This is a genomic window from Methanobrevibacter olleyae (assembly GCF_900114585.1).
GTDB lineage: Archaea > Methanobacteriota > Methanobacteria > Methanobacteriales > Methanobacteriaceae > Methanobrevibacter > Methanobrevibacter olleyae.
Genome location: NZ_FOTL01000029.1, coordinates 13,672 through 29,715 on the forward strand (window position 1 = coordinate 13,672; position 16,044 = coordinate 29,715).

Below are 16,044 nucleotides of genomic sequence, written 5' to 3' on the forward strand. Positions count from 1 at the left end.
CACATAAAATTAAAAATACCATAAATAAATGAAAAAATAATGATGAAATGAAGGAATATGATAAAATGGAAAAATATTAAAAAAATATTAAATAAAACTAAAAAAGTAAAAAAGAGAATAAGCATTAAACCTATTCTTCTATTTCTACACCCATTTTTGCTGCTACTCTAGCAAGAAGAATGGTTACAACAACTGCAATAATAGTTACAACAACAGCATAAATGAATAATCCAGAAAGTGCATCTCCAGCACCCATTACAGATTCAATTAATTTTTGAATTGCATCGTTCCATGCTAAACCTGCAACTAAACCGAATGCAGTAGTTACTAAAGTAATGATAGTTTTAATTACGGTTTGACTTACATCAGACATAATATATCTCCTTATTATTTTTAAAAAAATAACTAAAATTAGTAATCAACTACAATTTAACCTCAAAATCTAATTTAGTTTATAATAATTTAGTTAAATAGAATTTACTAATTAATAGTTATTTAATATTTTGTATTTTATCATATATAAAGTTATTATTAAAATACAGTTAGAATAATACTATAAAGTAATTTTTAGTTAATATTTACTAAATTTTTTAAAAAATAGTCAAAAATATAATTATAATTCAAAAAATAAAGAAAAAATAGAAAAATAGGGCAAAGAATGAAAAATAAAAAAAATAAAAAAATTAAAACAATGAAAGATTATTTCTCCCAAGTAGTGGAAATATCTTAATCAAGGTTTTTGGCCGAAGGCCAAAAAGCTTGAGTTAAACAGCATCAGAACCTCTCTCCCCAGTTCTAATCCTAATAACTTCTTCTACATCAGAGACAAATATTTTTCCATCTCCAACTTCACCAGTACGTGCACTTTCTAAGATAAGATTTAATATATCTTCTAAATCCTCTTCATTAACGATTAGTTCTATACGTGTTTTTGGAATAAGATCTATACAATAGCTAGAACCCCTATAAGATTCTTTTATACCTAATTGCCTACCTCTTCCCTTTACAGAAGAAACATTCATACCTTCACAACCCTCTTCAATTAAGGCTTTTTTAACACTTTCAAACATTTCTTCACGAATCACTGCAATTATTCTTTTCATATAATCCCTCTTATAAATATTTAATTTAAAACCTAATAAATTTAAAAGATTAATGATAAATAAATTTTTTAAAATAAAAATCACTTTTTAATCATAATCTTAAAATTAAAACTTAATTAAAATAAAAATCATTTTTTAATCATAATCTTAAAATTAAAACTTAATTAAAATAAAAATCATTTTTTAATCATAGTTTTAAAATTAAAGCTTAATTAATTTATTCATTAAAGTCTATAAGCAGATTCTTCATGTAAGTATGAATCTAATCCGCCGATTTCTTCTTTATCATCTACTCTTAAACCTACTGTTTTTTCAAGAACTTTAGCAATTACAAAACTAACAGTAAAGCTGTATGCTGCTGTAGCTACCACACTTATAACTTGAACAGTTAATTGGCTTGGGTTTCCAAAGAAAAATCCTGCCACTCCATTTATTGCAGGAGATGCAAATAAACCAGTAGCTATCAAACCCCAAACTCCTGAAAGTCCATGAACACCAAATACATCTAAAGCATCATCATATCCAAATCTAGATTTAAGATTATAAATTGCATAGTAAGATATTATAGCTGCCCCTAAACCTATTACAAATGAACCAGATAATGGAACAAAGCCTGCTGCAGGAGTAATTGCCACAAGCCCTGCAACCACTCCAGTAATTGCACCTAATACAGTTGGCTTTCCTAGTTTTATTATATCTAAAATAACCCAAGTAATCATTGCTACAGCTGCTGCAGTATTTGAAATTAGTATTGCAGAACCTGCAAGCCCATTAGCTCCAAGAGCTGATCCTCCATTAAAGCCCATCCATCCAAACCATAAGAATCCTGCTCCAAGAATAGAATAGCCTAAGTTATGTGGAAGAAGAGAGGTGTCTTTTCTTTTACCGAGAACAAGAGCTAATGCAAGTGCTGAAAAGCCAGAGTTAATTTCTACTGCAACTCCTCCTGCAAAGTCTATTGCACCCATATCCATTAACCATCCACCACCCCAAATCCAGTGACAGACAGGTAGATATACTAAGCTAATCCAAAGTATTGTAAATAAAATCCAGGACCCAGTTTTCATTCTTCCAACAATAGATCCAGATACAATAGCTGCAGTAAGTCCTGCAAATGTTAATTGAAATCCAATATAAACTAATGTTGGAATATTTCCAGTTAAACTATCCACTCCAATTCCTTCTAAAAAGAAGTTAACTGGTAATCCTATAAGTCCATTAATGCTAGAAGGTGCAAAAGCTATTTGATAGCCGTATGCTACCCATATAATACTTGCAATTGCAAATGCAATTAAAGATAAAAACATCGTATTTAATACATTTTTCCTTTTTGATAATCCTCCATAAAAAAATGCAATTCCAGGTACTGTCATTAAAAGCACCATAATTAGACTTACAAGCATCCAAGCTGTATCTCCTGTATCTAATAACATAACAATCCTCCTGATTAATTAATTTTAAAAAATAATTAATCTAAAAAAATAATTAATTTAAAAAAATAATTAATTTAAAAAAATAATTAATTTTAAAAAATAATTAATCTAAAAAATAATTAATCTAAAAAAATAATTAATTTAAAACTGATTTTTTTAATATAAATCTGTATAATTTTAAAAAAAATCTTTATAATTTATAAAAATATTTTAGTCGGAAACGGAAGTCCATTTCCACCTATATTATATTGAATGAAATAGTATATAAATCTTAAGATTTAGAGGATAAGAAAACATCGAAAGTTTAAAAAATAATGAATAAAATTATGCAATTTTAGTAAATAAGGGATAAAAAGGTACAATTAATATAAATAATGAATAAAATTAGGCAATTTAAAGAAATTAAGAAAAAATTTTAGAATTTAAGTTAAACTTAAATAATTAAGAAAGATAATTAATTTTAATCAAAAAAAGTTAAACAAATTAAGAAATAAAGATTAAATCAAGGACAAATAATTAAAAATATTATAAAATTACCATAATATATAAATACTAATGAAGTAAAAACTTAGTATTGTATATTAAAAATATAAAAGTATACAAATGATGACAAGATTTTGAATTAAAAAATAAAAGTTCTATAAGAGGTGAGAATTTGAAAGTTGATAAAAGAGCAAACTTCTGCATATTTTTTGTAATTGCAATCCTTGCCTTGGGATTGAGTAATTTTGCAGCTGTATTTACCGGAGACTTCGTTAGTGCATCTTTTCCAGAAGTCAATGATACCGATAAAATGATTGCATTGGATGATGATAATTTCACTCCAGCAAGTTTAAATGCAGTTTATGAAAAAAAAGTAGTAGAAGAAGTTAATGAAACTGATAATGAAACTGATACAAATTCCACTATAGAAGAAGATATTGATGGTAATACTGACAATTCAAATGCTAACACAAGTAGTAACAGTAATTCAAATTCTAACAGTAACAGTAATACTAATACAAATGAAAATAGTGGAGGAGATGATTCAGAACATACATCAAGTGCTGACAATACAGAAAGTACTTCAGATGAATAATTATTATCCACTTAAAAACTTTTTTTTATTTATTTTATTACACTTCTAATTCTCTTTTTTTAAAATTTCATTTAATGTAAGATTACTCCTTAAATCTTTAAAAGAGAATTTATAAAATTATTAATCTTAATATTTTTGTAAAAATTTTCTTTAATATTTAAAGAATTAAGAAATATTAAAAAAAAATAAAATAAAATAAAATCTATAATATTTAACAATTTTAAAATCAAATTAAAACAAAAACAAAATGTATAAAGGTGAAACAATGAAAGAAAACAAAGAATTTGCTTTAAAGGTAAAGAGCATTAGAGAAAGGCAAAACATGAGTGTTGAAGAGCTTGCTGAAAAAAGTGATGTAAAGCTTGATGTTCTTAAAGCTATGGAAAGCGGAGAAATCATTCCCTCCCTTACTCCACTTACTAAAATAGCAAAGGCTCTTGGTGTAAGGCTTGGAACTTTCCTCGATGATACACCGCAACTTGGACCTGTTCTAGTAAGAGGAGGAAGGCCAAATAATGTATTATATTTCTCAGGAAGAGAAGATGTTACAAATGCAAGTAACTTAGAATTCCATTCATTAGGTGCAGGTAAAATCGATAGAAACATTGATCCATTTATAATTGATATCAGTTATGAAGAAGATTATAAATTATCATCTCACGAAGGAGAAGAGTTTATTTATGTACTTGAAGGAGAAATTGAGGTAGAATATGGTAAAGATAAATTTACTGTAGCTGCAGGTGACAGTATCTTCTATGATTCTGTAGTTCCACATCATTTACACTCTATTAAAGATAAAGCAAAAATATTAGCTGTTTTATATACTCCTTATTAAATATTATAATCAATATTTTTGATATTAAAAATATTATATTAATTTAAAATTGGGATAAAATGTATAAAAACACTATAATTCCACAATTTAGTGATTTGGATGGCCTGAGACATGTAAACAATAACATTATTGGAAGATGGTTTGAATTTGGAAGGAATGAATTATTTAAATTTTTTACCCCAAATCTTGAAGTAAATCATAAAACATGGAAACTAATAATGTTAAAAAGTGAATATGACTTTCTAGATCAGATTTACTATGGACAAGATGTAGAAATTTTAACTTATATTCTGCATATTGGAAATACTTCATTTATTATTGGTAATGAGGCATGGCAAGATGGTAAATTAAAAGCTAAAGGAAAAGCCGTGATTGTTCATTATGACTATATTGAAGAATGTAAAATGCCTATACCTGAAGATATTAAAAATGAGCTAAGTAAACACTTAATTAAAGAAGAAGATATTGGAAAAATTTATAAAGCAAATGTGGAATAATAAAATACTTTGATAAATTCTAAAAAGTTATAATGAATTAAAAGTAGCCTTTATACTGAAAATATAACTTTTTAAAGAATTTAAAATATTTATACTTAATAAGTTTTTTAAAGAATTTAAAATATTTATACTTAATAAGTTTTTTAAAGAATTTAAAATATTTATACTTAATAAGTTTTTTAAAGAATTTAAATTATTTATACTTAAATTTAAGATAAAACTGAATTATAATAAATAAAAAAATTATTAAATCATTAGAAATGGTGAAAATATGAGTGAACTATTTACTGAACTTTCCCTTGGGAAGTTCTTTGAAAGCCAAGTGGAAAAACAACCAGATCATGAATTTATTGTTTATCCAGATAGAAACCTTAGATTTACTTACAAAGAGTTTGATGAAAGAGTAGACAATATGGCAAAAGGTTTACTTGCAATTGGAATTGAAAAAGGAGACCATGTAGGTATTTGGGCAAAAAATGTGCCGGAATGGTTAACTTTTATGTTTGCAACTGCTAAAATAGGTGCAACAATTGTAACTGTAAACACTGCTTATCAATCTCATGAATTAGAATATGTATTAAAACAATCAGATATGAAAGCTTTAGCAATGACTGATGTATTTAGAGATATAAATTACTTCGATATTATTCATGAACTTGTTCCTGAGATGAAAACAAGTGCTAGAGGTAATTTAAATAGTGAAAAATTCCCTTGCTTAAAGTATTTAATTCATGTAGGACAGGAAAAACATAGGGGGATGTTTAATACTAATGAATTGTTATTACTCGGTATGAACTACGATGATGAAGAGTATCAAAGGGTAAAGGATTCTGTTAGTCAACACGATGTAATCAACATGCAATATACAAGCGGAACAGAAGGATTCCCTAAAGGAGTAATGCTTACAAGCCGTAATATTGTAAATGATGGTTATTACATAGGAGAAAATATGAATTATAGTCCTGCTGATAAGCTTCTCTTACAAGTACCTTTATTCCACTGTTTCGGAACTGTACTTGGTGTAATGGCAGTTATTACCCATGGTTCTACTATGATAATGCTTGAAGAATACGACCCATTACTTGCTATTTCTTCAATTCAAAAAGAAAGATGTACTTCCATCTATGGAGTACCTACAATGTTTATCGGTATGATGAACCACCCAATGTTTGATATGTTTGATATGTCATCTTTACGTACTGGTATTATGGCAGGTTCCACTTGTCCTGTTGAAACAATGAAAGATGCAATTGAAAAAATGAATATGAAGGAAATTACAAGTGTATATGGCCTTACAGAAGCTGCACCTGGTTTTACTCAAACTAATGCTTCAGATTCATTTGAGAAAAAAATCAGCACTGTAGGTAGGAAATTCCCTAATATTGAAGTTAAAATCGTAGATCCTGAAACTGGTAAAGAACTTGGACCAGGAGAGACTGGAGAAATCATGTGTAGAGGTTTCAATGTAATGAAAGGTTACTACAATATGCCAGAAAAAACCGCTGAAACTATTGAACCAGATGGATGGTTACACTCTGGAGACTTAGCTACTGTAGATGAAGATGGATACTATAGTATTGTAGGACGTATTAAGGACATGATCATTCGTGGTGGAGAAAATATCTATCCGAGAGAAATTGAAGAATACTTATTCACTCATGAATCTGTGCAAGATGTACAAGTAGCTGGTATTCCTGATGAAAAATATGGTGAAATCGTAGGTGCATTTATCATAAAAGAAGAAGGATTCGATGATATTACTGAAGCAGATATTAGAGATTTCTGTATTGGTAAAATTGCAAGATACAAAGTTCCTAAATATGTATTCTTTGTAGATGAGTTCCCACTTACTACAAGTGGTAAAATCCAAAAATACAAATTAGGAGATATCGGTTTAAAGCTTCTTGATGAAAGAAGAGAAAGAGGAGAATTTTAATTCTCCTAAATTTATTCATTTTACTTTCTTTATCTACTAAAATCATTTTTTCTAAAATCACTCATTTTATTTTCTTTATCTACTAAAATCATTTTTCTAAAATCACTCATTTTATTTTCTTTATCTACTAAAATCATTTTTCTAAAATTACTCATTTTATTTTCTTTATCTACTAAAATCATTTTTCTAAAATCACTCTTTTTATTTTCTTTATTAGACTAAAAAATATAAAAAATAAGAAAAATGAGAAAAATTTTATTAAAATTATTTAATTAAGCTCAAAAGTAGTATGATTAATACCATAACCCTTAGCAACTTCTTTTAAACTATTAATTGTTAATTCCCTATCGAAAACCTCTTCATTTTTCAAAGACACCTTGAACTTAGATGTTAATATATTTTCAATTCCATCTAATGACCAAATATGAAAGTCCTCAATTGATTCAATGTTTTCAACATTTAATAAATCTCTCTTTAGTAAATCAATATCAATATTAGAGGGGCTTGTTTGTAGGAGTATTTTAGCACTTGCAATAAATGTCTTAGCTAGATTATAAATAACCCAAACACTAACTAAAATAGATGCAATCGGATCAAGGATTGGAAGATTTACAAAATACAAGATTAAGCTAATAATCAAAAGAGCAATCCATTCAAATACATCACCAAACATATGAATAGAAATAGCCTTCTCATTAAATGTTTTACCTTTGTGAAGTCTAATTAAAGAAGCTCCTTTAAATATTATACCTAAAATAGCTATTAGAATCATACCTGAAGCATCTGGAGACTGTGTAAGGAATAAACGATTAAACGCCTCATAAACAACAGTTAATGAAGCTAAAATAACTATAGTAGAGTTAAATAATGCTCCAAAAATAGAAAATCTTTGATAACCATAAGTAAATTTATTATTAGACTCCTTGCCAGATAATTTTTCTAAAACCCAAGCAATCAATATTGAAATGGTATCACTAAAATCATGTAAAGCATCTGATATGATTGCTACGCTATTTGTGATAATACCTCCAGATATTACTACAATATTAAATAAAAGATTTAATATAAGAGCAAAAGAAAGATTTTCACTTGCTTCTCTATGAATTTCAACATTATTTTTATTTGACTTTTTATCCATTCTATCAGCAATCCTATTATTAAGTATATGGGTTATGAATAATAAATATAATTATAGATAAAAATGACTTATGACTATAATTAATAAACCAAGTAGTCTATTAGAAATTAACTTAATTAATGCAATTAGGAAATAAGATAAAAATTTATATTATTTTAAACAAATATTTAACTAATTCAAGAGGTCAAATTATGGATTATGATGTTATTTATATTGGAAGTGGAAATGCAGCATGGCAAGGTGGTCGATTTTTAAGAAAAGCAGGCCTTAAAATATTAATAATTGAAGAAAGTTTATATGGTGGAACCTGTGCAAATAGAGGTTGCAATTCAAAAGCATTACTTGATGCACCATATGAAATTAAAGCATTGGCAGATAATTTTGAAGGTGTTGGGAAATCTGGTAATTTTGAAGTTAATTGGCCTGATTTGATGAAATTAAAAAGAAAGCGTATTGCTGGTATGGCTCCTTTCTTAGATGCTAAATTTGAAGAGTATGACCTTGATGTAGCTCATGGAAAAGGTGTAATATTAGATGAACACACAGTTCAAGTAGGAGATGAGACATTCACCACCAATAAAATCGTTATATCTACTGGTTTAAAGCCTATTATTCCAGATATACCTGGAAAAGAATACCTACATGATAGCACTGACTTTCTAGATATTGATGAGCTTCCAAAACATACAATTATTATAGGTGCTGGTTTTGTAGCAATGGAATTTGCATCAATAATTGCAGAAGCAGGCTATGAGGCAGATTTAATTATTCGAGGAGATATGGCTTTAAAATACTTCCACCAACCATATGTACAAAATATTATAGAAATTTTAAAAGAGAAAAATATTCGCTTCCATTTTAACGAAAGGCTTAAAGAAATTATTAAAGATGAAAGTATAATAATCAATAATCCTGAAGATAAAATCCTTAATCTAAAAAAAGCTTTAAATACAGATGATAAATTAAGAGATCCTGATGCAAAAATCGACAATAAAGCTTATGAAAATGCCTTTACCATAAATTGTGAAAGTGGACTTAGCATAACCGGTGATTATATAATTGCAGCTATGGGAAGAGAAGCTAACCTTGAAGATATTGGTCTTGAAAATATAGGTTTAAATTATACTAAAAGTGGAATAAAAGTAAATAATCACTTACAGAGTGAAATTCCCAATATCTATGCTTGTGGTGATGTAGCAGATACCGGCATTGCAAAACTTGTGACAGTTGCAATTCACCAATCCAAATACCTTGCAAAAGAATTATTAGGCCAAGCTGATGAGATAACTTATCCTGTTGTTCCAGCAGTTGCTTATACAATTCCTAGAATAGCGACAGTTGGTATTCCAGCTTATATTGCTGAGAAAAGCGATGAATATGAAGTTCATAGAATAAGATATGGTAAATCCTATTCCCTTGAGCTTAAAAACGATAGAACTGCCGAAGCAAAGGTTATTGTAGATAAAGATTTAAACATTCTAGGTGCTGAAATATATGCAGCAGATGCTGAAAATGTAGCAAATATGTTTACATTCATCATTAACCAAAAAATAAGCCTTGAAGAGCTTGATTATATGATTTATGCATTCCCTTCAAGTAGTTCTGTATGTTTGTATAAATTACACAATATACATTATAAATTTTAAAACATAGATTTTCTATGTTTATTTTTTATATCTTTTAAAATTTTTATACTTCTTTTTTACTATTTTACTTAGATTTTATATTTTTTAATAGTCTCATACTTCTTTTTTACTATTTTACTTACTTTTTATATTTTTTAAATGGTCCAAATGTCTCTAATTTTTTACTTGATATTAAGGAAGCAAAATCAGCAGAGTCTTTAATAGAGTTTTCTTTTAATCTAAAGGATATATAAGAAGCCATATAAGTATCTCCACATCCAGTAGCATCTACCATATTATCACAGTTTACAGCTTCTATTTTCAATTCATTACCATCATATAGAATTCTTGATCCTTTACTTCCATTTGTAATTATTAAGGGAGATCGATTAAAATTATGAATTGGAATTAATTTGGCTTCTTCTTCATCCATAAAAGATCCCTCAGAACATGAAATAATCTTGTCTAAACCTTCATCATATTTAAGGATTATGGAATCATTTTCTCCTTTAAATCTTAAAAATCCTTGAATTGAAACAAAAATAGGAAGCTCAAAGCTCTTTAAGTACTCGATCGTTTCTTGTGGAAAATCATTGCTATTTAATGGATTTAGAACAAAAGCATCAATATTCCCATTATTCATATCCAATTCATCGAAAATGGCTTTTAAATCATCAGCGAAAATAGGGACATTTGCAAAATTAGTAAATTGCTTTCTAATATTTAAATTATCTTTATCTGGATATTCATTAATAAAATAATGTGTATCCTCTTTTAAAATGACCTTAACTTTAGATTTATCAGGAAATTTATCAATTAAATCCGTGTTTGAAGTATTTATAATAGATAGATAATCATCATAAAACTCTTCATAGACAAAACTTTGATAAAAGCTTGCTCCGCCAACTTTAGAGCTTTTTTCATCTCCAATAATAATCAAATCTTCACATACAGGCCCAATTAAAACAAGTGTCATATAAATCAGCAATAAAATTAATTTTTTAAATACAAAGCTAAAATATCATTAAAAATAGAAAAAAAGCTGATAAATCTCAAAGACTTATAAAAAAAGTTTTAATCAAGGTTTCATTGGCAGAAGGCCAATAAAAGCTTGAGTTAAATACCTCTATCTTGCATTCTGTCTGCTTCAGTTAGAGTAGACATTTCAATACCTTTCATAGCTTGCCCAAGTCCTTTAGAGACTTCAGCTAATACTTCAGGTTTGTCATAGTTAGCAGTAGCTTCTACAATAGCTTTTGCAAATGCTTCAGGATTGTTAGATTTAAATATTCCAGAACCTACAAAAATACCATCAGAACCTAATTGCATCATTAAAGATGCATCTGCAGGAGTAGCGATTCCACCAGCTGCAAAGTTTACTACAGGTAATTTACCCATTTCAGCAGTTTTTTTAAGAAGTTCAATAGGTGCTTCAATTATTCTTGCGTATTTCCAAAGTTCTTCTTCTTCTAATTTTTGAATGGTTCTAATTTCACCCATAACCATTCTCATGTGACGAACAGCTTCTACAATGTTGCCAGTACCAGGTTCACCTTTGGTACGAATCATAGCTGCACCTTCATCAATTCTTCTTAAAGCTTCACCTAAGTTTCTTGCACCACAAACAAAAGGAATGGTAAATTCATTTTTGTTTATGTGAAATTCTTCATCAGCAGGTGTAAGTACTTCACTTTCATCAATCATATCTACACCTAATGTTTGTAAAATTTGAGCCTCAGCAATATGGCCAATTCTTGCTTTAGCCATTACAGGAATAGAAACAGCATCAACTACCTCTTCAACAATAGTAGGATCAGCCATTCTTGCAACGCCACCAGCAGCTCTAATATCAGCAGGTACTTTTTCTAAAGCCATAACTGCTACAGCACCAGCATCTTCTGCAATAACTGCTTGTTCAGCATTGACAACATCCATAATGACCCCACCTTTAGTCATTTTTGCAAAACCTTCTTTTAAAACATCAGTTCCTTTTACCATAATAAATTCTCCATATAAGTGTTTAATATTTTTAAAATATTTTTATAATTATGAATATTTCTATAAATATTTTGTTAATCTTAAAAATGCTTATAATTCTTCTATTAACTTAAATTAAATATATAAAAATATATAAAATCTCTATTAAAATTATAAAAAAGAAATAAAAATAATAGATAATAAAAGTAATCTTAAAAGCCATGATTATTTATCTATTTAAAAATATATAAAGTTTAGTAAATAAGAAAAATTTTATAAAAATTTTATAAAATAAATATAAAATAAATAGAAATATAATAAAAATAAAGATTTTATAAAGTAAATAGAAATATAATAAAAATAAAGATTTTATAAAGTAAATAGAAATATAATAAAAAAATATATTAATTACCCTACTAAATTAAAACCTTTATATTCTTCACCATTTACTAAATAATTAACCATCTTTTTTGCTTGTTTATCAATTATTTCACCATAAGTTAAATTTACCCCATTCAAAATTAATTTTAGAACTTATTTTTTATCTTTTTATTATTCTTTAATTATTAATTTTATAATATTTAGTATTATTAAATCTGAAAGTAACGAAAAATTTATATAAGCATATACATATATAAAATATTATGATTTGAACATAATATATATTTTTGAATGAAATATATATTTTTGTTTAAGTCTAATATTATAATAGGTTAATATTAAATTAACACATGTTATAATTTGAAATCTTCTCCATTTGAATTTAAATGATTAAATATATTTTACTAAAAATATAGTTTATCATGAAATTCAATATAAGTTTAGAGGAATATATTTATTATATATTTGAATATAAACCAGTTTAAATGAACTAGATTTATTTTAAATCTAGGAAATTTAGACTAAATTGTAGTGATTTATTTAAATATTAAATATATATTAGATTCCTATCTAAAAAAAATAAGGAGTTTTAAAAAAATGAAGAAAAAGATAATTATATTACTATTAATATTTTCATTATTTTTAACTATTTCTTCAGTATCTGCATTAGACACAGATGATAATGTGATAATGGGAGAGAAAGATTTAAATTCTATGGATACTACTAGTAATACAGATAACAGTGTTAGTGTTGATGAATACAATAAAGATACTAATATAGGTGAAAAATCCACAGATATTAAGGAAAATACCCTCTGTAGTAATTCTGATGAAACAATCACTTCCAAAAATATTGTAGACAATTCAACAAACACTAATGAAAATAGTATTAAAAGTAAATCAAATTCAAACCCGTTAAGAGAAGGTCCATCAAGAGGAGGTAATATAATTTATATTAGCTCTAACGGTACAGGTACTGGTTCTTCTAGTGATGATCCAACAAACTGGACTACTGGATACACCGCTGCTACAGCAGATGATACAATTTGTTTCCTTGATGGAACTTATAATCTTGTAAATATAACTTTAGGTAAAAATTTAGTTTTACAAGCTTTAAATAAAGGAAATGCAATAATAGATGCAAATGGAGCAGGTTATATCTTTTCCATTAGTTATAACAAGAATATAACTATAAATGGTTTAACATTTATAAATGGAAAAACCACCAGAAGTGGAGGAGCAATATCATTTAACTCTGGAAATCTGATTATAATTAACAGTACATTTAATAATAACAGTGCAACTTCCTACGGTGGAGCATTATATGTTAGAAATGGAAATTTAACTATAATTAACAGTACATTTAATAATAATAATGCAAATTCTTCTGGTGGAGCATTTTATTCTTCAGAAAATGCTAATATTAGTAATTCTAATTTCACCAATAATAGTGCAGATGGTTCAGGTGGAACTATAAGAGCTTATGGTAATTTAACCATATCTGATTCTACTTTTACTAACAGCACTTCTAAAAATGGCCAAGGTGGAGTAATATATGCTCCAAACGCTACTGTAAATAATTCAGTTTTTGTTAATAATACTTCAAAAAATGGTGGTGGAGCAATATACACCAATACGGAATATTCAATTAATAATTCAGTATTTGTTAATAATTCTGCTACTAACGGTGATGGTGGAGCAGTTGGATCATATGATGCAGGTGTTATAAATAATTCTAACTTCACTGATAACTCTGCTAAAAGAAGTGGTGGAGCTGCATATGCTAGAGATAATATTGTAATTGAAAATTCAAATTTCATAAACAATAAGGCATCTGATGAAGGTGGAGCAGTACGTGCACAATCAGAAGTTAATATTACTAACTCTAATTTCACAAACAATACTTCTAACAGACATGGTGGAGCAGCATTTTCTAATAAAAATATCACTGTTAACAATTCAACTTTCACCAATAACTCTGCTAACGAAAATGGTGGAGCAGTATATGGTGCTGATGCTAAAATTGACAATTCCGATTTCACCAACAATCATGCAACTGATATTGGTGGGGCAGTATATGCTACTGGTGAAAGCACTGTTAATAATTCTAATTTCACCAACAACAGTGCAGAATATGGTGGAGGAATACATTCTTCAGAATTAAATTCTAAGAATAATAACTTCATCAACAATAGTGTAATTTATTATGGTGGTGGAGTTTATGCGGATGTGTTAAATTCAGAAAATGATAACTTTATCAATAATATTGCAGAATACGTTGGTGGTGGAGCTTTTGTTGCATCTAATGCTGATGTAAATGAATCAACCTTTGATTCTAACACTGCAGTAAATGGTGGGGGATTATTTAGTTTTGGAAATTCTACTGTTAATAATTCTAATTTCATTAAAAACAATGCTTATGATGGATCTGCAATAATTAGTGGAAATTTAGTTTTAAACAACAGTAATCTAGAAAACAACACATCTAGAGGTTATGGAATTATCTATGCTGAAAATGCTACTATTGAAAATAATAATTTTAAAGATAATACTGCATTAGAAGATAAACAAATTTATGTATTGAATGAATTAAATCAAAAGAATAATACTTTAAGCCCTAATCAAATAGAAGATATTAACACTACCACAATAAACGTGGAAAATGTTAATAAAACTACTTATTTGCTTGATTTAGAAGATGGTTTAAAAGGATATTGTTTACAAAGAACATTAAACTTCCCTGATTATGTGTATTTATTAAATAATCTTAGTTTAGCACGTAACCAATTAACTGGTGAAGATGTTAGTGAATACTTAAAGATTTTAATTTATAAATATTATTTCTCAGATGAAAAAGACAATATAACTTTCAGTTTATGGGACTTTACAGACCGTGATTTTAGAAATAGTGATAACAATTTAACTAAAGAAGTAATTGCATTGTATAATTCTGGATTCCGTGTACCGAATTATAATGCTAGTTTAATATTAGCTAATGGTACTCAGGTATTATTTGATTTTTATAGTGCAGGAAGTTCAACAACTCAAAATTTATTCCTATTTAATGTTACATATATGGGAACTAATTATGATATGAAAGTTGAAAAAATTACTTTAAATAAAACTGTTATAAATGGAGAAAAAGTGGAATTCATAATTAGAGTAACAAATATGGGTGATACAATCCTTCATGGTGTTACTGTATTTGAAAAAAGTTATGATGGTTTAATTTATGATTCTTATATTGATGAAGGAAATAAATGGAATTATAATAATGGTAAATGGGTTTACAAAAATCAATTGAATATTAATGAATCTGCAGAATTTACTGTAGTTTTTAATACAGTTAAATCTGGTAACTTTACTAATGTTATAGTTTCTTCATCTAATGAGACTGATAATAAAACTACTAATAACACTACTTCAGTTTACACTCCAAAGATGACTATTGTAAAAATTTCAAATAATAAAACTGTTAAAGTTGGTGAAACTGTTAGTTTTACTATTATCTTAACTAATACTGGTGATTGTAATTTAACTGGTGTTTATATTAAGGATAATAAATATTCTAAGGGTTTAGTTTATTTGTCTTACATAGATAAAAATAATGAATGGACTTTTGATGGAATAAATAAATGGACATATAAAGGAGTATTGGCTCCTGGAGAATCTGTAAGTTTAGATATTCTATTTAATACAACTAGTACTGGTATAAAAGTTAATACTGCTATTGCAGGAAATAATATAACTAATGAAACTGTTAATAGTACAAATGAAACTAATGTAACTAATAACACTAGTGTAACTAATAAAACAAATAATGTAACTAATGGTACTAATAAAACAAAAACTGATAATAATACAGGTATCAATAAAGAACCTGTTGCTAAAACAGTTTTAACTAATCCAAGCTCACCTAAAGCTGGAAACCCATTAGTAGTTTTATTTTTAAGTTTAATTTTAGTATTAGTTCCATTTAGAAAAAGATAAAACTATATTTTGTTAATTTTATGTGTTTATTTATAAACACATATTATTATT

Annotated in this window: 13 protein-coding genes; 6 read left to right on the top strand and 7 right to left on the bottom strand. The window is 27.3% G+C overall.

Features of this window, described 5'->3' with window-relative positions; translation table 11 throughout:
* Positions 1-130: 130 nt before the first annotated feature.
* The 3 genes from BM020_RS07700 to BM020_RS07710 form a co-directional block, all read right to left on the bottom strand.
* Positions 131-373, bottom strand: a complete 243-nt coding sequence (locus BM020_RS07700; protein ID WP_067146543.1) for a DUF5654 family protein — start codon at positions 371-373, stop codon at positions 131-133.
* Between the two features lie 391 nt (positions 374-764).
* Entirely contained in the window at positions 765-1,103 is a 339-nt protein-coding gene (locus tag BM020_RS07705) for a P-II family nitrogen regulator (protein ID WP_067146544.1), read from the bottom strand.
* 224 nt (positions 1,104-1,327) lie between these two features.
* On the bottom strand, positions 1,328-2,536 hold the full coding sequence (locus BM020_RS07710; RefSeq protein ID WP_067146546.1) for an ammonium transporter: 1,209 nt from the start codon (positions 2,534-2,536) through the stop codon (positions 1,328-1,330).
* Positions 2,537-3,191: 655 nt separating this feature from the next.
* On the opposite strand from BM020_RS07710, the gene BM020_RS07715 reads away from it, so the two are divergent.
* The 4 genes from BM020_RS07715 to BM020_RS07730 all read left to right on the top strand — a co-directional run bounded on the left by BM020_RS07715 (position 3,192) and on the right by BM020_RS07730 (position 6,882).
* Positions 3,192-3,614 (top strand): hypothetical protein, encoded by a 423-nt coding sequence (locus BM020_RS07715; protein ID WP_067146548.1) that lies wholly within the window; start codon positions 3,192-3,194, stop codon positions 3,612-3,614.
* Between the two features lie 265 nt (positions 3,615-3,879).
* Positions 3,880-4,449: an XRE family transcriptional regulator gene (locus BM020_RS07720; protein ID WP_067146550.1), complete on the top strand. Its 570-nt coding sequence runs from the start codon at positions 3,880-3,882 to the stop codon at positions 4,447-4,449.
* Between the two features lie 59 nt (positions 4,450-4,508).
* Entirely contained in the window at positions 4,509-4,946 is a 438-nt protein-coding gene (locus tag BM020_RS07725; RefSeq protein WP_067146552.1) for an acyl-CoA thioesterase, read from the top strand.
* Positions 4,947-5,217: 271 nt separating this feature from the next.
* Positions 5,218-6,882 (top strand): AMP-binding protein, encoded by a 1,665-nt coding sequence (locus BM020_RS07730; protein WP_067146554.1) that lies wholly within the window; start codon positions 5,218-5,220, stop codon positions 6,880-6,882.
* Positions 6,883-6,911: 29 nt separating this feature from the next.
* Here BM020_RS07730 and BM020_RS09635 read toward each other — a convergent pair whose 3' ends face one another.
* Together BM020_RS09635 and BM020_RS07735 are read right to left on the bottom strand one after the other, a co-directional pair.
* Complete coding sequence (locus BM020_RS09635) at positions 6,912-7,064, bottom strand: hypothetical protein (protein ID WP_158499593.1); 153 nt, start codon at positions 7,062-7,064, stop codon at positions 6,912-6,914.
* An 86-nt stretch (positions 7,065-7,150) separates the two neighbouring features.
* A complete protein-coding gene (locus BM020_RS07735) occupies positions 7,151-8,020 on the bottom strand; it encodes a cation diffusion facilitator family transporter (RefSeq protein ID WP_067146556.1) in 870 nt (289 codons plus the stop codon).
* 191 nt (positions 8,021-8,211) lie between these two features.
* Between BM020_RS07735 and BM020_RS07740 the strand changes: the two genes are divergently transcribed.
* Positions 8,212-9,666, top strand: coding sequence for a dihydrolipoyl dehydrogenase family protein (locus tag BM020_RS07740; protein WP_074798782.1), 1,455 nt, complete (start codon positions 8,212-8,214; stop codon positions 9,664-9,666).
* A gap of 118 nt (positions 9,667-9,784) precedes the next feature.
* Here the strand turns inward: BM020_RS07740 and BM020_RS07745 are convergent, their stop codons facing one another.
* Together BM020_RS07745 and pdxS are read right to left on the bottom strand one after the other, a co-directional pair.
* Complete coding sequence (locus tag BM020_RS07745; RefSeq protein WP_067146560.1) at positions 9,785-10,621, bottom strand: PfkB family carbohydrate kinase; 837 nt, start codon at positions 10,619-10,621, stop codon at positions 9,785-9,787.
* A 140-nt stretch (positions 10,622-10,761) separates the two neighbouring features.
* Positions 10,762-11,643: a pyridoxal 5'-phosphate synthase lyase subunit PdxS gene (pdxS, locus tag BM020_RS07750; protein WP_067146562.1), complete on the bottom strand. Its 882-nt coding sequence runs from the start codon at positions 11,641-11,643 to the stop codon at positions 10,762-10,764.
* Between the two features lie 957 nt (positions 11,644-12,600).
* Between pdxS and BM020_RS07755 the strand changes: the two genes are divergently transcribed.
* Positions 12,601-15,993, top strand: a complete 3,393-nt coding sequence (locus BM020_RS07755; protein WP_074798034.1) for a DUF11 domain-containing protein — start codon at positions 12,601-12,603, stop codon at positions 15,991-15,993.
* Positions 15,994-16,044: the final 51 nt, after the last annotated feature.

Excerpts from the sequence above, each read along its gene's own strand:
- BM020_RS09635 (WP_158499593.1), bottom strand. The coding sequence starts at position 7,064 with ATGATTTTAGTAGATAAAGAAAATAAAATGAGTAATTTTAGAAAAATG.
- BM020_RS07725 (WP_067146552.1), top strand. The coding sequence starts at position 4,509 with ATGTATAAAAACACTATAATTCCACAATTTAGTGATTTGGATGGCCTG.
- BM020_RS07735 (WP_067146556.1), bottom strand. The coding sequence starts at position 8,020 with ATGGATAAAAAGTCAAATAAAAATAATGTTGAAATTCATAGAGAAGCA.
- BM020_RS07720 (WP_067146550.1), top strand. The coding sequence starts at position 3,880 with ATGAAAGAAAACAAAGAATTTGCTTTAAAGGTAAAGAGCATTAGAGAA.
- BM020_RS07740 (WP_074798782.1), top strand. The coding sequence starts at position 8,212 with ATGGATTATGATGTTATTTATATTGGAAGTGGAAATGCAGCATGGCAA.
- BM020_RS07700 (WP_067146543.1), bottom strand. The coding sequence starts at position 373 with ATGTCTGATGTAAGTCAAACCGTAATTAAAACTATCATTACTTTAGTA.
- BM020_RS07745 (WP_067146560.1), bottom strand. The coding sequence starts at position 10,621 with ATGACACTTGTTTTAATTGGGCCTGTATGTGAAGATTTGATTATTATT.
- BM020_RS07710 (WP_067146546.1), bottom strand. The coding sequence starts at position 2,536 with ATGTTATTAGATACAGGAGATACAGCTTGGATGCTTGTAAGTCTAATT.
- pdxS (WP_067146562.1), bottom strand. The coding sequence starts at position 11,643 with ATGGTAAAAGGAACTGATGTTTTAAAAGAAGGTTTTGCAAAAATGACT.
- BM020_RS07705 (WP_067146544.1), bottom strand. The coding sequence starts at position 1,103 with ATGAAAAGAATAATTGCAGTGATTCGTGAAGAAATGTTTGAAAGTGTT.
- BM020_RS07730 (WP_067146554.1), top strand. The coding sequence starts at position 5,218 with ATGAGTGAACTATTTACTGAACTTTCCCTTGGGAAGTTCTTTGAAAGC.
- BM020_RS07755 (WP_074798034.1), top strand. The coding sequence starts at position 12,601 with ATGAAGAAAAAGATAATTATATTACTATTAATATTTTCATTATTTTTA.